The organism is Terrabacter sp. GCM10028922 (assembly GCF_042666095.1).
Classification (GTDB): Bacteria; Actinomycetota; Actinomycetes; order Actinomycetales; family Dermatophilaceae; genus Terrabacter.
The window spans coordinates 90,537-117,023 of sequence record NZ_JBHTFG010000030.1 but is presented as its reverse complement, the minus strand read 5'-3'; the positions used below and the strand labels follow the sequence as shown (position 1 = coordinate 117,023).

The following is a 26,487-nucleotide window of genomic DNA, read 5'->3' as shown; positions in this document are numbered from 1 at the left end:
CCTTCCCCGGACCAACCGCTGCACGCCAGGCTGCTCTGCGTCACTTGAGCCGGGCTTGGGTCGCTCGTGAGCGACGCGAGGGTGACCCGCTTCCAGGTCAGGGGCCTCTCCCATGGGAGGAGGTCTGCCGGAGCCATAATCGGCAAACCCACGCCCTGCGGTCCCGGTGATAAGTAGGGTGACGCCGTGTCGGTGCAGGTGAGCGTCCTCGGGGCGACCGCGCTCGAAGGGCCGGCGGGGTCCGTCGACATCGCGGCGCGCAAGCATCGTGCGTTGCTTGCGGCATTGGTGCTCGACCTTGGCGCGGTCGTCTCCGCGGACCGCCTCGTCGAGCTGATGTGGGGCGACGACGCGCCGCCCGGGGCGTTCGGAACCCTGCACTCCTACGTCTCGGGCCTGCGGCGACTGCTCGAACCCGGACTGCAGCCACGTGCGAAGCCGACGGTCCTGCTCACCTCGGACGCGGGCTACCGGCTCGCGCTTCCCCGGGCCTCGGTCGACGCGACCGCATTCGTCGACGAGATCCGCTCTCGACACCGCATCCTCGACCCGCTCGCCTCGCAGCTCGCGACCGGGCCGGACGACAGCTGGCCAGGCCGCGCCCAGGTCGAGGAGCAGGTCGACGGGCTCGAGCAGGCGCTGCGCACCTGGCGGGGCACTCCCTACGCCGACCTGGCCGACCCTCCCGACGTCCTCGCCGAGCGCGCCGCCCTCGAAGGGTTGCGCACGACTGCGAGTGACGACCTCGCGCTCGGGCTCCTCGCGCTCGGGGAGCATGCCACCGTCCTGGCCCTGACCGAGCAGTCAACCACCCGGGATCCGCTGCGCGAGCGTGGCTGGTCGCTGCACGCCCTCGCGCTGGCGCGAGCCGGGCGCCAGGCGGAGGCGCTGGACGCGATCCGACGGCTGCGACGACTCCTCGATGACGAGCTCGGGATCGACCCCGGCCCGGAGGTCCGAGACCTCGAGTCGGCCCTCCTGCAGCAGGACGAGGCGGTGCTCACCGGCTGGCTGAGGCCGCCAGGACCCACCGGGGCGCAAGGGCCGTCGGCTGAGCGGTCATCGCCCGCCCCCACCCACTCCCCGCCGACACCACTGTCCAGGTCCATGGCGACAGGTGAGCGTCCGCTCGTCGGTCGTCAGCGGGAACGCGACGCCATCACGCAGCTGCTCACTGATGCACGCGAGGGTCGCTCCGGCACCCTCCGCATCGTCGGGGAGGCCGGCGCAGGAAAGTCGCGCCTCGTCGACTGGGCGATCACCGAGGCCGCCAGCCGCGGTATGACCGCGGCGTTCGGCAGCTGTTCCGCGGACGACGGGGCCCCACCCCTGTGGCCCTGGCGACAGCTCCTCACCCGGCTCGACATCCCCATGCCACCAGAGCTCTTCCACGAGCACGAGCGGGGGGCCGACGACCACGACGCGGTCGCCGAGCGCGCCTTCGCCACCCACGACGCCATCGCCCGAGCCCTTGGGCAGGCGGCCGGGGACGCCGGAGGCGCCGGGCTGCTCGTCGTCCTCGATGACCTCCATTGGGCGGACTCGCCGACCTTGCGGTGTCTGGCCCACGTCGTCGGCAGCCTCGTGCCAGGCGACCGCGTTGCCGTCGTCGTCACCCGACGTCCCGTCTCGAGCGGTGGCTCGGACCTCGCCGGTCTGGATGCCGCCCTGGCGCGGCACGGTGCGCGCATGCTCGAGCTCGAGGGGCTGGCGGTCGAGGAGGCTCACGTCCTCGTCACCTCGATCCTCGGTGAGGTGGCCGACGCCGAGGCGGTCGAGGAGTGGCGCGACCGGACCGACGGCAACCCCTTCTTCCTGGTGGAGCTGGCGCGGCTTGCAGCAAGCTCCGGCCGGGTCGCAGACGAGGTCCCGGCGAGCGTCCAGTCGGTCGTCCGGCATCGTCTCGGCGACCTGCCCGAGGACGTCCGCGAGCTCCTGCTCCTCGCCGCAGCGCTGGGGCGTCAGCACGCACCGCTGCTGCTCGCACGCGTCGCCGACCTCGACGCCGACGAGCTGCTCGACCGGCTCGAGCCCGCCCAGGAGGCGGGGATCATCCACAGCGGCGAGGGGATGCTGGCCTTCGACCACGCCCTGACCCGGGATGCTGTCCTCGCCATGACCACGCCCAACCGGGTCGCCCGGGCGCACGCCCGAATCGCCCGCACCCTGGAGGCCGCTCCGCCCGGAGCCGCCAGTCCCGCCGAACGCGCCTTCGACCTTGCCCACCACTGGCTGGCCGCCGGTCCCCTGTACGCCGCGAGCGCCTGGCCGGCTGCGGCTGCGGCAGGGGCGCTCGCGGCCGACGACTTCGCCAACGTCGAGGCGGCCGACCTGTTCCAGTCCGCGCTGGACGCTCACGCGGTCGACCCGTCCGGGACGGCTCAGGACCGCTACGACCTCCTGCTCGGGTTCAACCAGAGCGCCGCCCGTGGGGGAATGTGGCGCGAGAGCGTCGCTGCCGTCAGCGCTGCCGTGGCCGTCGCCCGCACGCTGGAGGACCCTGCCCGGGTGGCGGCTGCTGTCGCCGCCCTGACGCGCTACGGGGTCTGGACGCCAATGGAGTACGGCGTGGTCGACCACGAGCTGGTGGACGACCTCCGGGCCACGCTCGCCCAGCTGGACCCTGGCGACTCGGCGGAGCGCAGCACGCTCATGCAGGCGCTGGCAGCCCAGCTGTACTACCAGCGGGGCTCGGACGCCGAGGTCGAGGCGCTCGTCGACGAGGGCATGGCCATGGCCCGGCGGCTCGGGGACGCGGCGCTGCTTGCCTGGTCGGCGCGGACCTCGTCCCTCGCGCTGTGGCGGTGCCGCCTGCTCGACAGGCGGCGGGCGCTGGCCGTGGAGGAGGTCGCAGCCGCTCGAGCCAGCGGGGACGTGGCTGCGGAGGCAGTTGCGCTGACCGGGATGGCGGGCGCCGCCCTCGAAGCCGCCGACCTGGAGACGTGGGAGAGCGCGAGCGCTGCCGCCCTCGACATCGCCCGGCGGCGGCGTCTCTCCTTCGTCGAGTTCGCGCTCCGCTTCGTCGAGCTGAGCCTTGCCGGTCTGCGCGGGGACGGCCACCGAGCCGCCGTGGCGGACGAGCTGCGCACGCTCACCGGGGTGAAGATGTCGATCCCGGCCACCGAGTACATCGAGTTCGGCATCGCCTACGTCCTCGCCGGGTCGGACGCGGCGTCGGCCCGCGCCCTCGCCGACCAGATGCTCGGCCTCGACCCGGACGTGGTCGACGACATGACGCGTATGCCGGTCCTCCACCTGCTCGCCGTCGCCGGCCAGAGCGAGCAGGTGGGGCAGCTCCTGGGTGGCGCGCCGTTCCCGCCGCAGGACTGGAGCGAGTCGACGGACCTGGCCACCCTCGCCTTCGCGGCCGCAGTCGCCGGGGACGTCGAGCGGTCCCGGGAGGTGGCCGGCCGCCTGCGCCCGCTCGCCGGCCGGATGGCCGTGGCCGGGATCGCGAACCTCGAGGGCCCCGTCGACTGCTTCCTCGCAATCGCCCTCGCCGCCGCGGGCGACAGGGCGGCGGCCCGCACCGCCGCCGAAAGGGGCGCGGCCCTCGCCGGCGAGTGGGGGCTGACCGCTTTCCTCGACCGGTTCGCGGAGCACCGTCGCCGGTTCGGCTTCTAGGCGACTCCGAGCAGCCCGCCGTAGCGGAAGGCACGCTGCTCGCGACGGGCGTGCGCGCGGTGCACCACGGCATACAGGATCCGGAAGGGCGGACCGCTACGGGTGAGGATGCGCTCGCGGACGTCCGTGGGCAGGCCGTCGACAACCCACCCGATGAGGAAGGGCGCGTCGCGCAGCCTGTAGCCGGACTCGATCGCCCGCTCCACGGCGGCGAAGTCAGCCGCGCTCATGACCCGCTGGACGAGCGGCAGGACAACGGTCTCCTCGTGCTCGAGGTGGGCGCCGAGCACCTCCCGGAGGCCGGCCAGCCGGATCTCCAGAGCGTGGCGGTGGTCCTCGCAGGGGTGTTGGACCATGGCGTGGAAGGCGCCGGTGAGGGCTGCCAGCGCCGGGTCGATCTCGGCGTGTTCGGTGCTCATCGCCTCCACCTCCGCACGGTCGAACCCGGTGCCTCGTGTGGTGACCGCGGCGTCCAGGACGGGCCAGTAGTGCTCATCCTCCGCGTGGTGGTGCTCGTGCAGGACGTGTGTGAACCGGTCCCAGCGCCGGCTGAGTGCCGACCAGGTGTCGACCTCACCGAGGGGGGTCATGGCGATGCCCGAGGCGAAGCGAGCGAGGTCGCGACGGAAGGCATGGTGCATGACGTACATCCCGGTGTGGTCGTGCGGGCCGTCGGCGACGTGGGTCTGGCCGGGGAGGTTGACCTGGCTCACCGGTGTGCCCCCGTGACAGGCGTGGGTATGCCGTCCGCCCCCGCGTGCGCGGCGGGCGCGAGCCCGTGCTCGACGACGATGCGGTGGACGAAGTCGGTGAAGTCCGTCGGCGGGCGGCCGAGCAGGCGTGCCGTCGCGTCGACCTCGGACGTCTTGGTCTTGACTGCGAACCCGCGCAGGGCACGGAAGGACGAGAGCCAGTCCGCGAGACGCTGACCTGAAAGATGCGCGGTCAGCGCGGCCTCGAGTGCGGCGTCGTCGTCACCGGCATACGAGACAGGCACGCCGAGCTCCTCGGACCAGACCTGCGCGCACTCCGGGCCGGTGAGGGACCGGGGCCCCACCACGGGGTACGGACCCGCCGGGACGTTGGGGTCGAGCAGGACGTTGGCGGCGATCTCACCGAGGTCGCGCAGGTCGACCCGGTTGAGCCCGCCGCGGTGACAGGGGTGCACGAACTGGCCTGCGCGGATGACGTCGAGCAGGACCTCGTCGTTCTGCATGAAGTTGCTGACGCCGAGGAGGACGGGCCTGGTGGCAGAGGTCTCGACCAGGCGGCCGATCGCGATCTTGCCGCGGTACTTCGGGAGCAGCCTGCCGTAGAGGGTCCGCATCGCCCACGCCGCGACGGGGTTCGAGGCGGTGATGTGGATGCCGGCGAACACGAGCCGTGCACCGGCCTCCTCACAGGCCTGCAGGACCGACGCGGTTAGCTCCACCTCGTCTACCTCGTGCGGGGAGATGTGGAAGACCGCGTCGACGCCTGCCATGGCGGCACGCAGCGTGGCCTGGTCGCGCAGGTCACCGACCCGGACGTCGGCCACGTCGGTGATGCGCAGGCGGGCCGGGTCGCGGACGAGAACCCGGGGGGTCACGCCGCGCTCGTTCAGCGCTCGCAGGACCTCGCGCCCCATGAGGCCGGTGGAACCGAGGACGAGGATGCGGGGGGTGGTGGGGGTGGACATGGGGCTCCTGTCATGGACGGATCAAGCTGATGTCCACGACAGTGACCGACCGGTCTTGAGCCGCGCTTGCGCCGGACTGGACCCGGCGTCGCCGGGCGCCCTCGTCAGTCGGGTTGGACGCTCCGCTCCGGCGGCTCGTCGGTGCCAGCCGGCTGACGTCGGTGTCGGCACCCCCCTTGGAGCGTCGTACCGCCGCGACGCGGGGCGCGGCATCGGGCCCTAGTTGCCGGATGTGCCGACGTGGCCCCCGCGTTCGGGAGGACCTCCGAAGCGCTCCTTCAAGCCGGCACCTTGTCGAGGCATCCCAGTGTGTACGGTGTGAACACCTATCGGGTGAGCCCGTTTCCGGTCGACCAAGCTGGCCGCTGGGACCGCCCATGACATGTGGAGGCAAGCGATGAGGCTTCTCCTCACCTCTGGCGGCGTCACGAACCCGAGCATCCGTGATGCGTTGGTCGAGCTGCTCGGCAAGCCGATCGCCGACTCGAGCGCTCTGTGCATCCCGACCGCGCAGTACGGACACCCATCGGTCGGCCCTGGCGTCAGGGCTTGGCAGTTCATCAGTGGGAATGCCGAGAACCCCATGGTCGACTTGGGCTGGAAGTCCGTTGGCGTGCTGGAGCTCACCGCGTTGCCCAGCATCGATGAAGAGCGCTGGGTGCCCCTGGTGCGGGAGACGGACGTCCTGCTGGTGGCGGGCGGGGATGTTCTCTACCTGTGCCACTGGATGCGGCAGTCTGGGCTGGCGGACCTGCTTCCGTCGCTGAGCGAGACGGTCTGGGTGGGGCTGAGCGCCGGGAGCATGGTGATGACCCCCGAGGTCGGGCAGGACTTCATCCAGTGGAGACCGCCGACCGGGGACGAGGGCACGTTGGGCATCGTCGACTTCTCGATCTGTCCCCATTTGGCTCCCGCCGGCATGCCGGGCAACTCCATGGCCGAGGCGGAGCAGTGGGCGGCCGGCATCTCGGGTCCGGCATATGCGATGGACGACGAGACGGCCATCAAGGTGGTCGACGGCACCGTCGAGGTCGTGTCAGAAGGACACTGGAAGCACTTCCCCTCATAGCTGTTGACGCCACCGCGAGCCAGTGAGTCGCCCCCTGATCGGGAGGATGTTTCCCGCGCCAGACCCGACCGCGCAGGACGTCTTTCTATGCCGCGACGAGTTCGTTCAAGCGATGTTCATGCGGCGCGTCTATCCGCCGCGACCCGGGCAGGAGCGGGGCACCCAGGGCTGTTTACCGGATCTGCCGATGTTGGGGCGGCCAGTCCTGAGCGCAGACGAACGATCAACTGGAGGGGCGAATCGGCCCATCGGGATGCGGCGTCGTCAAAGGGTCGGCATGCCGACTGACCAGCTTCCATCCATCGCCTTCCCCCTCGAACCTCGCCCGAACGCACTCAATCGGCGCGGAGTGCGCGGTCCACAGCGCGTTCGTGCGCGCCGGTCATGGACCCACGCCTTCCCGATGCATGGCGAGCGCGTTCGGGGTCAGCGTGGCAGCACACCGGTCTTGATGACGTCGAGGACGAGAAGATGGAGCTTGCGATTGGTCCGCATCGATGCTTCGCGCAACAGGTCGAAGGCCTCGTCACGGCTGACCTGGCGCGATGACATCAGCACGCCCATCGCGACACCGATGTCGCGGCTGTGTTCAAGCGCGCGGCACAGGTTCTCATTTGCTCCCTCGAGCTCGGCGACGCGGTCCGCGAGACTGCCCGCTTGGGCGGTCGGTTCGCCCCCGATCGCTTCGTGTCCCCCGAGCGTGACGGAGGTCGTCATGTCGGTACTCCCCTACCGTTAGCTTCCGGCGCCCTGCTTGACCGGTGTGCCCATCCAACCTCGACGATAGCGCCGTCGTTAGCGGCAACTCAACGGCGCGAGGGGCGACCGTCGCACAGGGCTGGACCGAGGCCTGCGCTCGTGACGGTGTCGGCCTGTTGGCCGGGCTTGCTCGAGCGGTTCTCACGGTGCCGGACCTGCCGACCTGACAGTGCGGACGATGTGACCGTGTCGCCCGCGAAGACACTCCCCTCCCGTCCGAGCGCGCCAACGGTGCTCCCGGCAACTCCCCCTACTCGTTGCTGGGAGCGGCGACGCTGCCTCTCGGGGGCGGGGCAGTGATCGTCCGACGAGGCCACGCGTGACCCTTCCGTGGCCGCATTCGTTGTCTGGATGCAGACCGACGCGGAGCTCTGCTGCCCCGCTGAGCATCGCGCGGCTCGCCACCGTCCGGTCCGTCCCCACCGGACCCGGGCGGTGGCGCTGCCGGCGCACCCTCCGCGTCGGCAGCACCACTTCCCGCACCCGATGACGGGACCTAGAACCGACCCCCCGATTCCCCCCGGCTAAGGCACCATCCACGATGGCACGCGTCGCCCGCCGTCGCTGCGAAATCGCGGACAATCCTCGGCCCGCTCGGCCCGGGCCTGCGTACGCCTGACGCGTTGGGCGGTCAGCGCCCGTTCTTCGCGCCGCCTGGGCAATGCATCGCGGCGCTGAGCTCGTGCCGAAGACGACAGCCGTCCGGCGACTACACCAGCGCCGCGAACGAGCGGGCCTGGCAGGCGATGCTAAAGATGGGCTAGATCAACGTCGCCGAGCTTCGCGCGACCTACGACGGCGGCTGATCACCCGACTTCGATGTCCCCAAACGGCACCGACGCGAGGACATGCGTCCTCCTCGGCCGCGTCGTTCCGACCAGATGACCGGCATGCAGTGAGGCGCCGCCCCAGCTGTGATCGGGCGCCGACGGCGGCGCCTCGCCCACTCCCCGGAGACATTGAGTCGCGTGGATCGCTGTGGGACGGCGCCACCGAGAGGGGTATCGAGCTGAACCTCACACGAAGCGACGACGTCCTCCTTGGTGAAGTACCCAGCGGTGCGGCAGAACCGCTGCGGCGTCGAGACCTCTGGGTCGTCTGCGACGCCGACTCTGGACGGCGCCGCCCCGGGGGGATCCCGGGGGAGGGGTAAGGGGCGACGCCGCCACATCCACGGTATCCAGCGGCGGAGCCCGCCAGTCCTTCCCGACGGCCTCACCGGCCCAGTTCAAAGCCTCTCATCGGGCGGCGTGGGAGCTGCACCAGGAACCCTCCGAGGCTCGACTCAGGCCTCAGCTACTGCGGGTCCGATTCGCATACCGCCGATGAAGACCGCCCGCTGAAGCACCGGACCACTCGCCACGTCAGGCAGGTCCCAGCCCATCCGGATCTCGTCGCGACGCTCCGTACGCACGTCGACCAGTTCGAGTGCAGTCCAGATGGACGGCTCTTCGTAAGCCGGTTCGGCGTCGCCGGGCGACCGCTACCCCGACCCTTCGTGAAGCCGCTTCGCATGGGTACGGCGGACTGCGTCCGGAAGCTCGCCCGGGAACAAGCCGTTTGACCGCGGGAGGCCGCTTCGCCACTTGCCCGCCGACCGTACGACCTTCGTCACGCATGCGTCTCGACCTGGCTGAACGCCGGCGTACCGGCAACCCAGGGGCAGAGTGGGCCGGCCACTGTGTGCACGTCTTGCTCCGCGTCTACGCCAAGTGCGTATATGGCCACGAAGAGCAGGCTCGTAGGCGCATCGAGGCGGCCCTCCACGACGACGACTGACGGGCGAGCGAGCCAGCTGGAACTTTGTCGCGTATTTGTCGCCGACCCCCGTATCCAGTCACTGAGACCCGGACTCTGCCCGACCACGCCAGAAGGGCCTCCGACCGGCGTTTCCGCTGGTCAGAGGCCCTTCTGAGCACTGGGTGGCAGGTGAAGGATTCGAACCTTCGTAGCTTTCGCGACGGATTTACAGTCCGAGGGATCCAAGGCCCTGACCTGCACGAACGCCACGCCTACCGAAACTTCGCCACGAACTCGGCACAGACAGTCGACGGCGGTTGTGGTCCAGAGCCCACCACCGGACACAGCCGCCGCGCGGGAGATTCCCTGAAGGCCGCCACACCTGGGATTCCCTCCCGGCCCGCGCGGACGACGGCCCGCGCACGGTCGCTGCACCGGCCCTGCTGCGCGCAGGCTGCCGGGTCGTCCCGTAGAGGGCGAGTAGGCACAGAACCAGGGGACGCAGAGAACGCACTCATGTGCCGCTGACGCCGTCATGAACCAGGGACGCAGAACTCGTTGCCTTCGGGGGTCGGCCAACGACCCACGGTCGATCCCCCTGGCCGATGTCCACGCGCCGGGCGCCGTGGGAGACCAGACGAGCTACCTCAGCGTCCTGGTCATTGGGCCGGACGAGGTGCAGTCTGCTCTTCGTCTTCTTGGCTTCTTCGAGCTGCACGAAGTCCAACCCCGGCGTGCGATCGGACTTCGGGCGGATCTCGAACACGTCAGCTGAGAAGTAGACGACGACCCAACCAAGAGCGTCGGCCCACCACTGCCCCAAAGTCACTGGATCCGCCGAGTGGACAATCAGCTGTTCCCTGGGTGCATGTCCAGCACGAGGTCATGTCGCGGCATTTCGAGCGCTTGTTGTTCGACGGCAGATCAGGATGACGCCGAACGGTGATCCGATGCTTCAGCGAGCGACCCGGCATGCCAGCTGAAGGGCCAACCGTGTTTCGGGATCGCCCAGGTCGGCGCCGAGGGCGGCTTGGATGCGTTGAATGCGGCCTGAGACGGTGTTGCGGTGAAGGCCAAGGCGTTGAGCCGTCGCGAGGACCGACGACTCCTCGTCCAGGTAGGTGGCCAGGGTGTGGCGTTCCGTCTCACTCAACGGGCCGAGGAGGGACTGTGCGGCCGGAGCGAACGTGTCGCTGCTCGTCCATGAAAGCAGCAGCTGCTCCAGACCGAGGCTGTCGATCGAGACGAACCAGCCGGCTCGCGCACGGTCCGTAGCAAGCCTCGCCGCGTCGCGCGCCTCGCCAAGTGTGGTGGCAAGCCCATCGCTTCCCGACCTCAATGAGCCGACGCCGGTGGCGATGGGAAAGGTGGACAACGCTGAGGCGTGCAGCTCATGCAGCGCTCGGATGTGATGGGCGAGCTGCGTGGCAGTCGGGGCGTGAGCGACTGTCAGCCAGCCAGTGACGCCGGCGCCGCGGGTGGTGGCGTGGGAGTCGACCGGGAGCAGAGCCAGCTTGGACGTGAGGAAGCGAAGCAGCTCCATCTGGTCAAGACGACCTCGACCCAGCATGCGGAAGCCGAGGTGGTAGCCGCTGACACGCCATCCGCGCGCGAGCATCCGTTGTTCAACCTCAGGGTTGAGGCTTCCGTGGCTCTCGAGGAAGTCTCCCAGAAGCCCTGATGATCGGGACACGTCACTGACGGACTCGACCTCGTCGACGAGGAGCCTGGCGGCCACGATCGGCATCACCACCTCAACCGCCGTCGCAAGTGCGTTGCGGTGGGCGATGCCGGCGTTCTTGCCGTGCAGGGCGATTCGCAAGCCCTGCCTGCTCCGGCTCCCGACCGGGACGGAGGCGGCGAGCCCTTCGCTGCTTTCCGCGATGTCCAGCCAGTGGCCGAAGTCGATCCGACGAAGCACAGAGTCGGGAACGGGATCACCCGCACTCTTAAGGACTCCTTCGCGGTCGATCAACGCTATGCCGTGACCCACGTTGGCAGCGACGTGTGCGAGCAGGTCACCGAGGTCGTGTGCCTGGTACTCGATGGAGCGCGCGATCTTCTGGACAGTGGAGAGTGTGAGCGAGTCACGCGCCTCCAGTAGCTGCCAGCAGGCGCGGGCCAGCCGGGTCGGATGATCGACGTGCATCACGAGGACACCGAGTCGCTCCGCGAGGGCTCGGCTCCCTGCACCGATCGGGTCGCCGGTGAGAGCGAGCCCTGTGAACCCTCTGTCTCGGACGCGTCGGATCAGGGCATCCGTCTGCCAGGACACGGCGGGGGCCGGAGTGACGATCACAGCGAGTCCGTCGGTGGTCGAATCTGGCAGGTCCTGCTCTCTGATCTCGACGGCGACCGTGGCCCAGCTGCCCTCGGTCCCGCTGACGATGACGAGCCCACCCGCATCCTGATGTTCGAGGAGTGCCTCGAGAGTCAGGCCGGCGCTCACCACTCTTCCTCCAGGCCAGCGATGCCCCAACGGCTGGGGCGAACCCTTGCGAGCCTCCTCGAGTCGGAGCCCCACCAAGCGGCAGCGGGTAACCCAAGGATGATGACGTCCTTTCCCACCGCAAGCTCGTCGACCTGCAGAGCGGCGCGGCTGACGGTGTCGAGAACAGTGATGATGGTCGGGCTCGCGGCGGCGACGACTCCGTTGCAGAGCAGCCCGATGAACTCCGAACGCGCCACAAGCCGAAGCACATCCGCGCCATCCGTGCGCACATCGTAGGAGTGGGCCGCTGCCGCGCCCGGCTCAGGGGTGATGGCCACCACTCGACCTACGCCGAGCAGGGACCCATGAAGAGCCATCGCCAGATCCTTGGGCCGTAATGCATCGGCAGCGAGCATGGCTCGCCCCAGACTCTGTGCCCGCTTCATGCCGCCCGGAATGGCGTGGTCCACGAGGTCGCCCACTTGAAACCCTCCCAACGCGAAACCAGCCCATCCCCCGTTGCACGACGTCGCGGTTCGCAGGACCCGTTCCACGTCCTCCGGCCGGGCTCCATCGACCAGCGCGACACCTCCAGCACCAGTCGAGGTGGCCGCGACCAACCCTGGTAGCGCATCAACGAGGAGGGAGATCTGGTCGAGGTCGGGAAGTGCTCGCCCCATGCAGTCGGCGTCAACTATCGTTCGGTGAGGCGCCAGCTGGAGGGTCGATAGACCGTTGAGCCCTGCCCCTTCGATGGAACACACCGCGGAGGACTCCACACCGAGCCAACGCTCGATCGCCGCAATGGCTGGCGTGAACGGCTCCGCGTCAGGCAGCCGCTCCTCGAGCAACAGCGTGGAGCCGATGTAGCCGACGGCGACACAGGGCGTTGCCGGCTCGAGCTCGTCGAGGCTGTGCACTGCGATGGGCCAGCGATCCGACTGGGCCAGAATCAGCTGTGCGACGTGCGGGGACCCACCGCCGCCAGAGCCGAGTAGTGCGAATCCGCGCGAGAGCGTCGGCAGGTCCGCGGCCTGAAGTGTCAGCGGCACCTGTCCAGCGTAGGGGTACGCCGGTCAGGTGCCGCTCCCCGCTCGGCCGGGGCTTGCGTTAGTGAACGAGGGTGGCCGCGGATGCCGGCTCCCCTTCCCCACTCGCAAGAGACTCCACGGGGCTGAAGCGTTCAGCTAGGCCGAACGCGGGCGGGCCGAACGCGGTGAGAGCCGCGGGGGTGCGCATCATCTCCGGTGTGGAGATGCCCAGGACCCGAACGCGCTGCCCGTATCGGAGGCCCTCGGTGGTGATGGGCTCCGCCGAGTCGCTGTCCACGACGCAGATGAGGTCGGGGACGATGGCGACCATGTGCCCGTCGCGCAGGGCGATGAGGTTCTCGTTCTGGAACCGGATCTCGAGCTCGCCCTGCCCGCCGTCTGCCGGAGCGATGCGGGCAACTCCCTTGGCGAATCCTTCCGTCGTGCGACGGTCGACGTCGACGACCTTGCCTTCGAAGAGCGTGCGTACGTGCCGGTACAAGGTGGTCGCGAGGGTGTTGCGGATCGCGTCGAACGGTGAGCGTTTCTCTTCGCGGGCGAGGCGGATCGCGCGTCCCAGCGCCAGCGCCATGGACAGGGTCCGTGGCACTGCGGTGCGCTTCACGTCGGCGCCTGTCATGGCGTACTCGGCGATGTGCCCGACGCCACCGAGGCGGATCGTGACCGCTCGGGCCAGCCACTCCATCTGCCGGTCGTCGTCGCCCGTGTCGATGATGACCCGCTCACCGCGCTCCCCCGCCAGGGCCAAGGGGGATCCGTGCACCCCGTAGACGGCGAAGGTCTCCATCGACAGCTCGGGGAAGGCTCGGCCCATGCCGTCCGCGTCCACGACCGGCAGGCCGGTCTCAGCGGCGACGATGAGCGGGATCATCGAGTTGATGCCGCCGCACTCGATGGGCATGGTTGCGTCGGCCGACCGGCCGAGGTGTTCCTCGAGGATGCGCAGGGACAACGTCGGCTCAGTGCCAGCCGGGATCTTCTCGATCATGACCGTCGGAGCGCCCATCTGGGCCGTGGGGATGACGAAGAGGTCGTCGGCGATTTCGTCGGGGTCGAGAATGGTTATCGCGCCGTCGCCGAGAACGCGCTGGACGAGCATCATCCCGATGTACGGGTCTCCTCCCCCGCCCGTGCCAAGGAGAGTCGCGCCGCGCGCGAGGTCCGCCAAGTCGTCTCGTGTGATCTGCCAGCTCATCAGGCGACCTCCCGTGCCCCGTCGAAGCGATGTGCGTCCACGTCGTAACCGAAGTAGCGCGGCCCCACCAAGGCCAAGCCCTCGGCGGAGTGCCACCGCTCGTCGGACGGAGCGGCGATGACCCGGACCCGTTGCCCGTACCGCAGCCCCTCCGTGGTGATCGGTTCTCCGGAGTCGTGCTCGAGCACGATGATCAGGTCGGGGGTGGTGGCAAGTACCATCCCGTCCACCTGCGCGAGAAGGTGCTCGTTCTGAAATGACAACTCCATGCCACCGCGTTCGCCTTCGATCCGAGCGCGGCCACGCGCAAACCCGGTAGTCGTCGCTCGCTCGATGTCGATGACCTTGCCGGCGAAGAGCTCCCGGCCCGCCAGCTCGTCCACAGCGCGAGCCACGGGGTCTTCGTTGGCGTCTCGTGCCGCAACGATGGTCTGGCCGATGGCCGCGGCTTTGCTGAGCGAGCCAGCCACCATCGTCTGGCTCAGCTGTGCACCGGACTGGGGGAAGAGGGCGATCATCACCGAGCAGCCCATCTCGACGCATGCCACCCTGGCGATCCGCTCGGCCCACGCGTTGTCGATCGTGGTGAGCACGCCGGTGTTGCCCTTGTCGTCAGCGAAGGCCATCGGCGTGGCGTCGACTCGCGCCAGAGTCGGCAGAACCATCTGGAGCTCGGGAAAGGCGCGTCCCATGGCGTCGCCGTCGACGAGCGGCAGGTCCAGCGCAGCCGCAGCGACGATCGGGATGGTGGAGTTCACTCCGCCCACCTCTGCGCAGGCGATATGAGTGACAGGGCCGTCAAGAAAGGGCTCTAGCGCCCGCACCGTGGTGACGACCTCGTCGAGCGATGGCAGCTTTTCGACCATGACGGTCGGTGCTCCCATCATCGCGACCATGACGACACAGGCGTCCGCCGGCACTTCAGCGAGGCTGACAACCTCGACCGCTCCATGCTTGGTGAGGGCCTGAGTGGCAAGCAGGGCCCCGATGTGAGGGTCTCCCCCGCCGCCCGTTCCGAGGACCGCAGCGCCCCTGGCCAGGTCCGGGATCTGGTCCGCATCCAGTGTCCAGGCCATCGTCACGCCGCTCCCATGTCGAGGTCGCCGACTGCTTTGGCCCTGATCCGGGTCGCGTTGCCGGGCAGGTATGGGATCGGCACCTGGTCGAAGTCGACGATTTTCACGGTGGATGGGCTGGCCCCGGCAGCGATCGCCTTGTCCACCGCCTCCTGGCGGACCTCGTCGAGGATCGCATCGCGGCGTCCTGGGTCGACAGCGAAGACCTTGTCGATCTCACCTCCGACCTGTGCGATGGAGGCACCGATGGCATTGGCCACTGCGTAGTTCTCGGGTCGGTGCACCGCTCCGAAGATGGGAATCTCGTCAGGCAGGAGGATGGAGCCACCACCGACGGCGACGACAGGAATGGGCTCGGCGGACGTGCGCATCCGATCGACGGCTTCGGCGATGCGGTTGGCGACCCGGTCGAGTGCTCTGTTGACCAGATCGCGGTCCAGGTGGGCGACCAGTGAGGCGTCACCGACGTCGGCTCGTCCGGCGGCCACGGCGAGGTCCGTTGCCGTCACCTGGGACCCGCCGAACACCAATGCCTCGGAGGTCAGCTTGTAGCCAACAGAGTGTGGCCCGACCTCCGCGGTACCTGAGTCGACGTGGCTCCCGCCGCCAATGCCGATGGAGAGCACGTCGGGCATGCGGAAGTTCGTTCGGACCCCCGCCACCTTGACCTCTGTCGTGGTCTCACGCGGGAACCCATTGACGAGCAGGCCGACATCCGAGGTAGTTCCGCCGATGTCGACCACGGCGCAGGTCTCCAGCCCGCTCGTGGCAGCGGCCCCGCGCATGGAGTTCGTCGGGCCCGAGGCGAAGGTGGCCACTGGGTAGCGGCGGACGAAGTTCTCATCCATGAGGGTGCCGTCGTTCTGGCTGAGGAAGATCGGGGCATCGATGCCGTGAGCGCGGACGGCGGCGGTCAGGCCATCGACGATCGAGACCGCCATCTCCCTCAGGGCGGCGTTGATGATCGTCGCGTTCTCCCGTTCCAACAACCCGATGCGGCCGATCTCGTGGGACAGCGAGATGGCGACATCCGGGCCCAGCTCGCCACAGACCACAGCAGCCGCCTCGACCTCGAGGTCGTGATTGACGGGGCTGAACACGGACGAGATCGCGACGGAGCGGATGCCGTGGGCCGCCATGTCGGCGGCGTGCCGCTTCAGCTCGTCGTGGTCGATCGGAGAGATCGGACGGCCATCGAACTCGTAACCCCCATGCGCGAGATAGGCGCGACCCGAGATGGCGGCGCGTAGCCCGGCTGGCCAGTCGACGAAAGGAGGCAGGGCCCGGGTTGCCGGTAGGCCGAGGCGAAGGGCCGCTGTCGGGGCAAGGCGCCGCGCCTCGACGAGCCCGTTGATGAAGTGGGTGGTCCCGATCATGACGGCTTGGATCGTGGTGCCCTCAAAGTGGTGCTGTGCGCGGATCTGCTGAATGGCGCTGACGATGCCACTCGTCACGTCCTCGCTCGTCGACTCCTTGACTGCGGCGAGGACCTGGGCGCCCTCCATGAGAACGGCATCCGTGTTCGTACCGCCGACGTCGATTCCGATGTGCATGTTTCTCCTTGCGTTCTTTGGGCGGTGTGTCAGTGCACCGGTTGCGACTCGGGGAGCGCCTCGACGGTCCTCGTGTTCGTGATCCCGACACCCCGGATGAGGCCGAGCTTGCCGGCGATGACGTAGAGCACGACCGACAGCAGCAGCGAGGTGATGCTTGGGATGCCCCAGGTGGCGAAGTAGCCGACCGCAGCGGAGATCGCCCAGACCACGAGTGTGGCCGGTACGAGTCGCGGCGCCGTAGCGGGCAGGGTGCCCAGTGACCGCGTCTCGTCGAGGTCAGCACGCCACTGCTTGACGATGAAGTACTCGGCGATCATGATGCCCGCGATCGGCGGGAAGGCGACGCCAAGGACGATCAGGAAGTCCGTGAAGTGACCGAGGATGCCGGCGGCCGCAAGGACCGATCCGATAACCCCGAGAACGATTGTCGTGGTCACTCGGTGCAGATCGCGCCGGAAGGCAGTCGATACAAAGTTCACGAGGCCGAGCGAGGAGGAGTAGAGGTTCCAGTCGTTGATCTTCAGGGTGCCGGTGAGGACGATGAGCAGGCCGATGAGGCCGACCGACGAGGTGACGATCGCGACGATGTTGCCCGTGCCCGCGGCGTGGGCCAGTAGCACCCCTGCCAGGCCGATGACGAACTCCCCCAGGGTGACTCCCACAACGGTCTGCTTGACGACGTCCGAAGCCGACCGGTTGAAGCGCGTCATGTCCGCCGTGATGATGGCGCCGACGATGAGGCCGCCCGCGACGATTGCCGTCCCCTGACCGACCGTGATCGCCGGACCCGGTGGAGGCGACGTGAGCAGGTCGCCGATGGAGTGGCGGCTCAGCTCGGAGATGATCGACCAGCCGACAAGGGCCAGGAACAGGGGCACGGTGATGTTGGCCAGCCATTGCATACCGCCGAAGCCCACCGCCACGATCGCCGTGACGATGAGGCCGAAGATCAGGCACCAGGCCCACGCCGGAAGCGCGCCCGGCATAAGAGCGTCGAGCGACTCGGCAGAGATCGCGGACTGGATGCCGAACCACCCGATGAGGCTGATCCCGATGGCGAGACCGACAAGGGACGCACCGATCTCTCCGAACCCTGTCCACCGCGCGAGGAGTGCGGTGTTCAGCCCTTCTCGCTGCCCGACTATTCCGACTACGCACATGATCACCTCGAGGATGATCGAGCCGAAGAGGAAGGCGAGCACCGCGTTACCGAAGGTCATGCTGAAGCCGAGCGTCGCGCCCAGCAGGAACTGTGAAAGGGCGCTTACCTGGCCGAATCGCTGCACTGCGATACCGAACCAATGCCGTCGCGCCGGCGGCGCCACTCGCGAGAGCGCAAAGTCATCTGCGTGAGCCATGACTGATGTCCTTCCTGGGGAATGTGGGTGCGGCCAAAGTAGGGTGGTCGCCGCGGGCCTGCAATGGGCGGACTGCCCATTTCTAGGGCCGGCATGTGCAGTCTGCACATGCCCAGCCACGCCACCCATCTGCGATGGTCTACGCACTCGGCCCTCGGCGCGCGGTCTCACCACGACCCTGGGTGCACACGCGTGGGAACTCCCCGCCGCCAGTTCCTGGGAGATCCGACCGGTCGACGCGATAGCCGAACGCGACGGTGCTGGCGTCCGCCGCACACGTCGCTGACCGCGCTACCGGCGGCGGTGATGAGCAGGCGACTTACGACTCCGTCGGCTCCATATGGTGGGTGAACCACCCGGCACACCCGCTGGCGCGTTCGGCCACGGCGACGACGGCGGCCTCACCGGTCTCCACTTCACGAGCGAGCTCGTCGGGAATGAACGGCGGGTCCACCAATGGGCCCGCGCGGCATGACCGTCAGCCGCGGTTACTCGATGCACGGCCACGCCCACGACGACCGGACACACGTCCTCGCAGCTCATCGCACGCGAAAGAGCCGGGACCTGGCGTCATGATGGGCCTCATGGACCTGATCGAGTTCATGACGGCCCGGCTCGACGAGGAGGAGTCGGCGGCCAAGGCGCACGCAGGCGAGCCGTACGCAGACCGCGTGATCGCCACTGTGGCAGCGCACCGTCGGATCCTCGAGCGGGCGGCCAGCGAGGAGGTCGACGATGGCGACATGTGCGCGGTGGCCGCCTTCGACGAGGCCGAGCACATCGTCTGCCTCCTCGCGCAGCTATACGCCAACCACCCCGAATACCGCGAGGAATGGAGGCCTTGAGCCATCCGACACATCCGCGAAGATGTCGCTCGCTCAGTCCCTCATGGGGCCCTCTGTTTTGTTGCGCATCGCCGCTCAGGCAAGACGCGGCCGCTGATGCCCAGCCACGTCCAAGGCGCGACCAGTGGATCCCGGCCCTGCTCACCGAGGGCCGGACGGTGTCCGAGGGTGGCCGCCCGGAGCTGTCCAGCTTTCGAGTGCCCTCGACACCTGACCAGATGGCGATTGCGCGCCTTGAGCCTTTGACGGCGATGCCGGACGGACCGGTGTTTTACGCCTCGACCCGCAGCATGGACGCCTGCAGCGCAATGGTCTGGATGCGGCCCCAATCACCTGCCAGGAGGGCGTCGCGGGGCGTGAGCCATGAACCACCCACGCATCCGACATTCTGAAGGGCGAGGTAGGAGGCCGCATTTGCGGAGCCGATCCCACCCGCTGAAATCGGAAGGTCGCCGGTTCGACCCCGCCCTGGGGGTGGTTCAGTCGTCCATGGCGCACCGGAAGCCGAGGTTGCCGCTGCATGAGTGTGGGTCGTTTGAGGTGCGGGCGGCGACCCTGTATCGGTTGCAGTAGGAGTCATGGCAGAGGTACGACCCGCCACGCATGACTCGGGAGGTTCCGGTGCTCGGCCCGGTCGGGTTGTGTTGTGGCCTTGGGTCGTGGGTGGTGCCCCACCAGTCGGCGCACCATTCCCAGACGTTGCCTGCGGTGTTGAACAGACCGTAGCCGTTGGGCTGGAAGGACTCTGCTGGCGCGGTGCCGGCGAAGCCGTCTTCGGCGGTGTTCTTGGTGGGGAAGGTGCCCTGCCAGATGTTGCAGTAGTGCTCGGCTCTCGGGGTGAGGTCCTCGCCCCAGGGGAACCTGGCCTGGGTGAGACCGCCACGGGCGGCGTACTCCCACTCGGCCTCTGTCGGAAGCCGGGCTCCCACCCACCCGCAGTAGGCGAGTGCGTCCTCGTGGTCGACGTGGACTACCGGATGGTCCAGGCGAGTCTCGGTGCTGCTCCCTGGGCCTTCGGGGGTGCGCCAGGTGGCCCCCTCGACCCGGCACCACCACGGAGCCAGTGGTGGCCGTGCGGCGCCGCGGCGCAGGCTCGAGGGTAGGAAGGCCGCGAACACGAACGACCAGCCGAATCGTTCTGCACCAGTGCGGTAACCAGTGGCGTCCACGAAGCTTGCGAAGTCGGCGTTGGTGACGGTCGTGGCGCCGATCCAGAACGGCCCGAGAGTGACTTCTCGGACCGGCCCTTCACCGTCGCCGGCATTGGCGTCGGCGTCATCGGTTCCCATGAGGAAGCGGCCTCCTGGAAGGCGGATGAAGGCGCTCCGGCGGTGCGGTGCTCCAGTGGGCGTGCGCGGGACTGGCAGGTTGTCCGCGTGCTTGTCGGTGGACGCGGGCACGCAGCAGGGGCGGCCCGCCTGGCTGTTCGGCGTCCCGCCTTTTCGCGGTTGCCCGGGGTGCGGAGCGTGTGAGGTCACGTCAGGTTCCTGTCTGGGTGCGCGGCGTGTCGCCGACCCTGCATATGCCGTTCACCCGAACGATCTCGATGCTAGGGCGCGCGTTGCACATGGCGGCCCGCCTCCATCGTGCCGAGCACTTCCTGGCGGTGCGGGGCAGAGTCTGACGCTCCGTGTTGCTGGGTGCTCAGGGCGCTGGCAGCGACGCCGAAAGCGATCGCCGTCTCGAGCGAGGCGCCCGCCGCGAGCTCGGCGGCAAGGGCGCCGCAGAAGGTGTCGCCCGCACCGGTGGTGTCGACAGGGGTGACCTTGGGAGGTGTGATGCTCCCGCCTTGGTGACCGCGCTCGAACCAGGTGGCACCCCTGGCGCCCAAAGTCACGACGAGGCCGGCGACGTTCTGCGCGAGCTCACGGGCCGCCTCCGGCAGCTCGGGGTTGGATGTGAGTTCCCGGCATTCATGTTCGTTGACGATGAGTACGTCGATGTTCCCGAGCAGGTCCCGGGGCAGACGGCGCGCGGGCGCTGCGTTGAGCACGACCCGGGTGGTCGGTGCTGACCGTGCGGCTTCCGCCGTCGCCATCTCGATGGTGGACAGGGGTAGTTCGAGCTGCATGAGGAGAACGTCGGTGTCGAGCCAGCGCCCCGGGTGCGAAGGCAAGGGTGTGACCGCCCCGTTGGCCCCGGGTGTGACGAGGATGGCATTCTCCCCGTTGTCGTCGACCATCACGATCGCGGTGCCGGAGTCTGCTGTCACGGTGGCGAGGTCGGTGGTGTCAATCTGGTTGGTCTGCAAGTACTTTGCGAGCTGGGCGCCGGTGGCGTTGTTTCCGACGGCGCCGACGAAGCGGACGGATGCGCCCGCGCGTGAAGCGGCGACCGCCTGGTTGAGACCCTTGCCTCCGGGGGCATGTCGGATCGCATGTGACGTGAGAGTCTCACCGGGGCGGGGAATCCGCGCGGTCCGCACGATGAGATCGAGGTTCGCGCTGCCGAGTACCGTAACCCTCCCCTGGTGGCTGACGAGCCGGTCCTTCGCCATGGGGGAGCTCACGCGCCCAGGCTCTCAAGCAGTCGGGCGAAGAAGGTGTTGAAGTCCATGCGGTCGACGATGCGGATGACTCCGCGGGTTGACGGTTCGGCGGGGGGCGGGGCGAAGGGCCGCAGGTCGCCGACCAGGGTGCCGCGTGTCCGGCCCGGTCCTGTCTCGACGTACGCCTCGATGCACCGGTAGGTCGCCAGGTCCGGGTCGAGTGCCAGGGCGACCGCAAGCGCATCATGGGGGATGCACGACCGAAGCCCGAGGGTCGGTTCGTAGAGGTCCATGTAGTGCTGCATGATGGCCCAGGTGAACCGGGCGCGCGGGTCCGTGCTCGCCTCGATCCGTCGCAGTGCCTCTGGTGGGATCGGGGCCTGCATCGTGGTCTCCAGGCCGACGAACAGCACATCCCACCGCGAGTCCACGACCAGCTGAGCCGCCTCCGGGTCGTGCCAGACGTTGGCCTCGCCGAGCTGGCTGGCGTTGCCGGGAACTCCGACAGCGCCACCCATGATGACGACGCCCCGCACCAGTGCGGGCAAGTCGGGCTCGAGCAGCAGAGCTAGGCCGATGTTGGTGAGGGGCCCGACAGCCACCAGGGTCAGCTTGCCCGGCCGCTCGCGGGCAAGCCGCACGATCTCTACTGCCGCGAGGTCACCGGCGGGCTGGCGGCTGGACGTACTGACGCCTGCGTCACCGAGCCCGTCGCGACCGTGGACGTGTTCAGAGGTCTGCAGCGGCTGCGCCATCGGCCGGCTCGCGCCGGCGTGCACCGGCACGGTGCTGAGGCCGGCGAGGTCGAGGACGGTGAGAGTGTTCCGCGTGCCGACCTCGACCGGAACGTTGCCGTGGGTGACGGTACAGGCGTGCACCCGGGCCCCTTGGCCGGCGGCATAGAGGATGGCGAGGGCGTCATCGACACCGGTGTCGCAGTCGAGGATGAGCTCGGTCGGCATGCTGCCAGTCACTATGGTGGGGCTCCTGTTCGTCGTTTCGTCGCGGCGCCCCCGGGGGTGCGCCGACGGGTGTGTGGCTTTCAGTCGGAGACTGTGCGGACGAGGGTGGTCGTGAACGTGTCGGTTCGGTAATAGGCCTCGGCGCAGGCGACGACGTCGCCGTGCTCTGAGAGACTGCGCTGGCGCGCGTGCAAGGTAGCCGTGCCGGCGGGCAGCCGTAGGTGGTGCGCCTGTTCGCTGCTCAGGGAGACGCCGTGCAGCGTCGCCTCGTCCTTGACGATGCGTATGCCTGCCGAGCGCAGCATGCCGGGGAGGTCGTTGCGGATGTCTGCCAGCCGGTGAGGCTCGGGAACTTCGCTTCCGCGGACCTCGGTGGGCAGGTAGTCATGGAGCAGAATCGCCGGCGTGCCGTCGATCGTCATGCACCTCTCGATCCGCCACGGGGATTCGTAGGCGTCCGCAAGGCCGGCCCAGTCGGGCCATTGACTGCGGGAGACGGCGAAGTGGCTTAGGCCCACCTCGTGCCCGGCGTCAGCCAGTCGCTGTGGGAGCGAGCCGACGTGTTCCATGCCGAGGTAGATGCTGCCGGCGGACGGCAACCGGCTCGCGTCAGCGATGAACGTCCCCACGCCCCAGCGGCGCACCACCAGTCCGGCGTGCCAGAGCCGGGACAGGGCCTCGCGGACGGTGACGCGACTGGTCGAAAGTTGTGCGGCGAGCTCCGTTTCGCCGGGGAGGCGGTCGCCGGGCCGGCCGGCGAGAATGAGTTCGCGGCAGGCCGCCTCGACTTGCTGGACACGCTTGGTTGCGGGCATGGGGATCATTGTGGTCACTGCGCGGCTCCTCTTTTGGATCACCACGAGCCGAGCTGGTACAGCTCACGCGGCGAGCTCGGGAAGGCGTCGGTGACCGAGGCTTCGGCGAGCAGTTCGAGCAGCCCGGTTCGCACACTCTCGTGCGCCTTGTCGTAGGCGAGGTTGCGCTGCTCGTCGGGATCCGCCCGTAGGTCGAACAGCTGCTCGCCCCCGCCGGACAGGTGGCGGGAGTAGCGGTATCGGTCGGTGCGCAGGGTGCGGGCCCAACTCCGCGGGCCGACCTCGAGGTGGGAGTTGTTGGACTGCACCAGCACATGGTCGCGCTGCTGTCCTTGGCCAACGCCGACGATGTGGGGCCACAGGGACCTGCCGGTGAGCAGGTCGGCTCGCCCCATCGTGGGAGTCCCGTTGTCCCTCAACGGCACACTGGGATGCGGCAGCCCAGCCCAGTCGTAGACCGTCGCGGCAATGTCGGTGAGGTCGACGAAGGCGTCGCAGTCGCGGGCAGCGTGCGTGCCCGGCGCGGTCACGATCAGTGGCACACGGATGCAGGCGTCGTAGTGCCGTTCCCACTTGCCGAGCAGACCGTGATCGTGGAGCAGCTCCCCGTGATCAGAGGTGAACATGACCAGGGCGCCGTCAACCCGGCCGGTGCGCACCAGGGCCTCGCGGATTCGGCCGAGCTCGTGGTCGAGGTGAGCCAGGTCGGCGAAGTACAGCTGGCGGTCACGGCGCCAGTCTCGTTCCTCGTAGCTCGGGCGGGCGTATCGCTCCTGCCGGTAGTACGGGATGGGCGCATCGACCCACTCCGCCTCGACAGGCTCCGGGATGTTGTCCGTTCGAACCCGGTCCACGTACTCCGGCGGCGGGGTGAACGGGTTGTGCGGCTGGACGTAGCTCACCTGAGCGAAGACGTCCCGATCGTCGGCCGAGTCAAGGAAGTCGAGCGCACGGTCGGTGATCCATGCCGTCTGTGACACCTCGCCCGGGTAGGGCAGGACGTAGGCCTCCTGGGTGCACTCTGGGTAGCGCTCTCGCGCCGCCAGGACTCGCGCCCGAAGGTCCTCCTTCGTCGGGCCGTACTCCTTCAGCTCCCGAATCATCGTCATCCACACCGTCGCCAGCGCGGCGTCGTAGTGCTCGGGGTGGGTGTCGGCCACCCAGTCGGTCCACTCACCGACACGGGAGTCCTCCGTGATGTGCGTGACGTCGAAGCCATAGGGCCGGTAGTCGGGCCGCAGCGCCTCGAGCTGCGGGATGAGGTGCAGCTTGCCGAAGGCACCGGTGCGCCAGCCCTGCGACTGCAGAGATTGCATGAACGTGGGCACCGACGGGTCGAGGCGGTAGCCGCACTCGGTGAGCCCGTGGCTGGGGGTCGGCATCCCCGTGGCCAGGCTTGCCCGTGCCGGGCTGCACACGGGGTTGGGGGTGAAGGCCCTGGTGAACGTCACACCTTCGGCCTGCATCGCATCGAAGTTTGGGAGGTCGACCACGTTGTGGTCGCGCGCCACCTCCAGCCACTTGGCGGCGAGCTGGTCGACCATGACAAGAACGATGGTGCGGCGGGACCGCGGGGAGGTGGGCAAGGGATCCTGCTCTCTGTTGGGCGATCGGTGTCCAGGTGAGGTGGGCCGGCTCAGCGTGACCCGGCCCACCTCACCTCGGCTGGTGCGCCGGTGGTCAAGCGGCCACTGGTGGAAGGTCGCTGACGTCCTCGGCGCGCCGTGCTTCCTCGCGGAGCACGGGCCGCGCCAAGAGGGAGGAGCCGATCATGAGGATTGCCAGTGCGGTGATGTAGAGGGAGACAGGCACCGTTGATCCGCTGGACTGGTACAGCAGGGCGGCGAAGATCGGCGTGAGGCCACCGCCCAGGACGGCGGCGGTCTGGAAGCCCAGCGAGATCCCCGTGTAACGCAACTTGGCCGGGAACAGCTCGAAGAACAGCGCTGCCTGGGCGCCGTAGGCGAGCCCGGACAGTACGCCCACGACTGCCATCGCCGCGAAGATGACCGGCACGGAGCCGGTATCCCCCGCCGCGAACATGATGAATGGGGCCGGGATGAGGACGAGTCCACCCAGGACGTAGGCCTGGATCCGGCCCAACCGGTCGGATAGGAGCCCGCCGACCAGCGTGAAGAGCAGATAAAAGACAGCCGCGATCAGGTTGGCTTCCGTGGCGGTCGGTCGCGGTAGGCCGATCTCGTTGACCAAGTGCCCGATGAAGAACACGCCCTGGGTGAAGCCGAAGGCCGCGACCGCGATGTACATGCCGATTGCGATCAGCACCGTGCGCCAGTGCCGGCGCAGGGTCTCCACCACCGGGACCCGCACGACCTTCTTCCCGGCCAGTACCTGCTCGAACTCGGGTGACTCCTCGATGCGCGAACGGATCACGAGACCGACGACGATGAGGACCACGCTGAGCAGGAGCGGGATCCGCCAGCCCCAAGCCAGCAGCTGTTCCGCAGTCAGAACGGTCGTCAACACGGTGACCGTGAGCGTCGAGAGAATGATGCCCAGCCCACTGCCGGTCTGCACGGCGGCACCGTAGATGCCCCGACGATGCATCGGCGCACTTTCGATCATGAGGGTCACCGCGCCTCCCCACTCACCGCCGATGCCGAAGCCCTGCAGGAAGCGCAGGCCGACCAGCATCATCGGTGCGGCGAACCCCGCGGTCTCATAGCTGGGCAACAGGCCCATGAGTGCCGTCGCGCCCCCCATCAGCAGCAGCGAGAGGATCAGGGTCGGCTTGCGGCCGACGCGGTCACCCAGGTGTCCGAGGATCACCCCACCGAGCGGCCGAGACAGGAATCCGACCGCGAAGGTGCCCAGGACTAGCATCGTGGCGACTGAGGGGTCCGACTGGGGGAAGAAGATCTTCGAGAAGACGATCGCGGTCAGCGTGCCGTAGACCGAGAAGTCATAGAACTCGATCGTGTTGCCGATGACCGTGGCCGCGACCAGCCGGCGCATCGAGCGCCGCTGTGCTCCTACGACGGTGGAGGAGTGTGTCATGATGGCTCCTGAGGTATAGACGTCTATTCCTTACTAGCGTGCAGCGGTTGATCTGGCGTGTCAAGACCGTGATATGGAGGAGCGATGACCGTGGACGACGGCCCACCGCCAACGGGCAGATTCCCTGCGTCGGTATTCGGGGTCGGCGATGAGCCCGACCCACGGTTCACCCTCGCCAACGAGCGGACCTTCCTCGCCTGGATCCGCACGGGTCTGGCCCTGACCGCCGGCGGCGTTGCCCTCGAAGCGTTCTCGCTCAACATCCATCCCGGCTGGCGCCTTGCCGCGTCCATGCTGCTGCTCGTCGCGGGAGCCGCGGCCCCAGTACTGGCATGGTTGATGTGGCGAAGGACGGAGCGAGCGCTTCGTCTCGGGCAACCGCTTCCTTCACCGCTGATGGGGCTGCCGTTAACGATCGTCGGAGGAATGACGGCCTTGCTCGTCCTTATCGGCGCGGTCTTCCGATGAGCCACGGCGACCACCATGGCCTCTGGGATGTCGGACTCCAGCCCGAGCGGACGTCGCTGGCGTGGCTGCGCACGTGCCTAGGCCTCGCCGGCGGCGCGCTTCTCACCACGCGCGTCTTTCTGGTGACCCAGTCCTGGGCGGCGGCCTGGGTGGTCGTGGTCCTCATCGGCGTAGGCACCGGGCTCGTCTGGTGGGGGGCGCAGCGGCGTTCAGGGGCGATAGCCGGAAACCTACGCCGGGAGAACGGACTGGCTCGTGGACCCGGCGCGTGCCTCCTGGTGGTGACGGTCATGTGCGCCTGTGCCGTGACGGTCGTCAACGCCGTTCTCGTCTTCCTCATACCCTCGCTCTGA

At 68.6% G+C, this 26,487-nt stretch carries 22 protein-coding genes; 5 read left to right on the top strand and 17 right to left on the bottom strand.

Features of this window, described 5'->3' with window-relative positions:
• Positions 1 to 186: 186 nt before the first annotated feature.
• Complete coding sequence (locus ACFQU3_RS20095; RefSeq protein ID WP_385913053.1) at positions 187 to 3,624, top strand: BTAD domain-containing putative transcriptional regulator; 3,438 nt, start codon at positions 187 to 189, stop codon at positions 3,622 to 3,624.
• Here the strand turns inward: ACFQU3_RS20095 and ACFQU3_RS20090 are convergent.
• Together ACFQU3_RS20090 and ACFQU3_RS20085 are read right to left on the bottom strand one after the other, a co-directional pair.
• Complete coding sequence (locus tag ACFQU3_RS20090) at positions 3,621 to 4,337, bottom strand: hemerythrin domain-containing protein (protein WP_385913051.1); 717 nt, start codon at positions 4,335 to 4,337, stop codon at positions 3,621 to 3,623. The two genes, ACFQU3_RS20095 and ACFQU3_RS20090, sit on opposite strands and share 4 nt — an antisense overlap.
• A complete protein-coding gene (locus ACFQU3_RS20085; protein WP_385913049.1) occupies positions 4,334 to 5,302 on the bottom strand; it encodes an SDR family oxidoreductase in 969 nt (322 codons plus the stop codon). Before ACFQU3_RS20085 ends, ACFQU3_RS20090 begins: the two co-directional genes overlap by 4 nt.
• Before the next feature lie 397 nt (positions 5,303 to 5,699).
• On the opposite strand from ACFQU3_RS20085, the gene ACFQU3_RS20080 reads away from it, so the two are divergent.
• A complete protein-coding gene (locus ACFQU3_RS20080; protein WP_385913047.1) occupies positions 5,700 to 6,371 on the top strand; it encodes a Type 1 glutamine amidotransferase-like domain-containing protein in 672 nt (223 codons plus the stop codon).
• Positions 6,372 to 6,797: 426 nt separating this feature from the next.
• Here ACFQU3_RS20080 and ACFQU3_RS20075 read toward each other — a convergent pair whose 3' ends face one another.
• The 8 genes from ACFQU3_RS20075 to ACFQU3_RS20040 all read right to left on the bottom strand — a co-directional run bounded on the left by ACFQU3_RS20075 (position 6,798) and on the right by ACFQU3_RS20040 (position 17,538).
• Positions 6,798 to 7,088, bottom strand: coding sequence for an ANTAR domain-containing protein (locus tag ACFQU3_RS20075; protein ID WP_385913045.1), 291 nt, complete (start codon positions 7,086 to 7,088; stop codon positions 6,798 to 6,800).
• 2,296 nt (positions 7,089 to 9,384) lie between these two features.
• Positions 9,385 to 9,699, bottom strand: a complete 315-nt coding sequence (locus ACFQU3_RS20070) for a VOC family protein (RefSeq protein WP_385913043.1) — start codon at positions 9,697 to 9,699, stop codon at positions 9,385 to 9,387.
• Between the two features lie 126 nt (positions 9,700 to 9,825).
• Positions 9,826 to 11,019: a PucR family transcriptional regulator gene (locus ACFQU3_RS20065; RefSeq protein WP_385913171.1), complete on the bottom strand. Its 1,194-nt coding sequence runs from the start codon at positions 11,017 to 11,019 to the stop codon at positions 9,826 to 9,828.
• A gap of 296 nt (positions 11,020 to 11,315) precedes the next feature.
• Entirely contained in the window at positions 11,316 to 12,353 is a 1,038-nt protein-coding gene (locus tag ACFQU3_RS20060) for a DUF917 family protein (RefSeq protein ID WP_385913041.1), read from the bottom strand.
• A 58-nt stretch (positions 12,354 to 12,411) separates the two neighbouring features.
• Positions 12,412 to 13,548 carry a DUF917 domain-containing protein gene (locus tag ACFQU3_RS20055; RefSeq protein WP_385913039.1) on the bottom strand — a complete coding sequence of 379 codons (1,137 nt, stop codon included), beginning with the start codon at positions 13,546 to 13,548 and terminating at the stop codon, positions 12,412 to 12,414.
• Positions 13,548 to 14,624 (bottom strand): DUF917 domain-containing protein, encoded by a 1,077-nt coding sequence (locus tag ACFQU3_RS20050; RefSeq protein WP_385913169.1) that lies wholly within the window; start codon positions 14,622 to 14,624, stop codon positions 13,548 to 13,550. The genes ACFQU3_RS20055 and ACFQU3_RS20050 overlap by 1 nt, the downstream gene beginning before the upstream one ends.
• Before the next feature lie 2 nt (positions 14,625 to 14,626).
• Positions 14,627 to 16,177 (bottom strand): hydantoinase/oxoprolinase N-terminal domain-containing protein, encoded by a 1,551-nt coding sequence (locus ACFQU3_RS20045; protein WP_385913037.1) that lies wholly within the window; start codon positions 16,175 to 16,177, stop codon positions 14,627 to 14,629.
• 29 nt (positions 16,178 to 16,206) lie between these two features.
• The gene (locus ACFQU3_RS20040) at positions 16,207 to 17,538 is read right to left on the bottom strand and encodes a purine-cytosine permease family protein (protein ID WP_385913035.1); all 1,332 of its coding nucleotides are present in this window, start codon (positions 17,536 to 17,538) and stop codon (positions 16,207 to 16,209) included.
• Positions 17,539 to 18,122: 584 nt separating this feature from the next.
• Here ACFQU3_RS20040 and ACFQU3_RS20035 point away from each other — a divergent pair.
• Entirely contained in the window at positions 18,123 to 18,383 is a 261-nt protein-coding gene (locus tag ACFQU3_RS20035) for a DUF6221 family protein (RefSeq protein WP_385913033.1), read from the top strand.
• A gap of 271 nt (positions 18,384 to 18,654) precedes the next feature.
• On the opposite strand, the gene ACFQU3_RS20030 is transcribed toward ACFQU3_RS20035, so the two are convergent.
• From ACFQU3_RS20030 to ACFQU3_RS20000, 7 genes are all read right to left on the bottom strand, one after another.
• Positions 18,655 to 18,963, bottom strand: coding sequence for a hypothetical protein (locus tag ACFQU3_RS20030; RefSeq protein WP_385913031.1), 309 nt, complete (start codon positions 18,961 to 18,963; stop codon positions 18,655 to 18,657).
• Positions 18,863 to 19,783, bottom strand: a complete 921-nt coding sequence (locus ACFQU3_RS20025; RefSeq protein ID WP_385913167.1) for a formylglycine-generating enzyme family protein — start codon at positions 19,781 to 19,783, stop codon at positions 18,863 to 18,865. The genes ACFQU3_RS20030 and ACFQU3_RS20025 overlap by 101 nt, the downstream gene beginning before the upstream one ends.
• A gap of 149 nt (positions 19,784 to 19,932) precedes the next feature.
• Positions 19,933 to 20,892, bottom strand: a complete 960-nt coding sequence (locus ACFQU3_RS20020) for a ribokinase (RefSeq protein ID WP_385913029.1) — start codon at positions 20,890 to 20,892, stop codon at positions 19,933 to 19,935.
• Positions 20,889 to 21,833, bottom strand: a complete 945-nt coding sequence (locus ACFQU3_RS20015; RefSeq protein ID WP_385913027.1) for a nucleoside hydrolase — start codon at positions 21,831 to 21,833, stop codon at positions 20,889 to 20,891. Before ACFQU3_RS20015 ends, ACFQU3_RS20020 begins: the two co-directional genes overlap by 4 nt.
• Before the next feature lie 80 nt (positions 21,834 to 21,913).
• On the bottom strand, positions 21,914 to 22,657 hold the full coding sequence (locus ACFQU3_RS20010) for a GntR family transcriptional regulator (RefSeq protein WP_385913025.1): 744 nt from the start codon (positions 22,655 to 22,657) through the stop codon (positions 21,914 to 21,916).
• A gap of 29 nt (positions 22,658 to 22,686) precedes the next feature.
• Positions 22,687 to 24,303, bottom strand: coding sequence for a sulfatase (locus tag ACFQU3_RS20005; protein ID WP_385913023.1), 1,617 nt, complete (start codon positions 24,301 to 24,303; stop codon positions 22,687 to 22,689).
• A 25-nt stretch (positions 24,304 to 24,328) separates the two neighbouring features.
• On the bottom strand, positions 24,329 to 25,624 hold the full coding sequence (locus ACFQU3_RS20000; protein WP_385913021.1) for an MFS transporter: 1,296 nt from the start codon (positions 25,622 to 25,624) through the stop codon (positions 24,329 to 24,331).
• Positions 25,625 to 25,750: 126 nt separating this feature from the next.
• On the opposite strand from ACFQU3_RS20000, the gene ACFQU3_RS19995 reads away from it, so the two are divergent.
• Both ACFQU3_RS19995 and ACFQU3_RS19990 read left to right on the top strand, forming a co-directional pair.
• Positions 25,751 to 26,134 (top strand): YidH family protein, encoded by a 384-nt coding sequence (locus ACFQU3_RS19995; protein ID WP_385913020.1) that lies wholly within the window; start codon positions 25,751 to 25,753, stop codon positions 26,132 to 26,134.
• Positions 26,131 to 26,487 (top strand): DUF202 domain-containing protein, encoded by a 357-nt coding sequence (locus ACFQU3_RS19990; RefSeq protein ID WP_385913018.1) that lies wholly within the window; start codon positions 26,131 to 26,133, stop codon positions 26,485 to 26,487. The genes ACFQU3_RS19995 and ACFQU3_RS19990 overlap by 4 nt, the downstream gene beginning before the upstream one ends.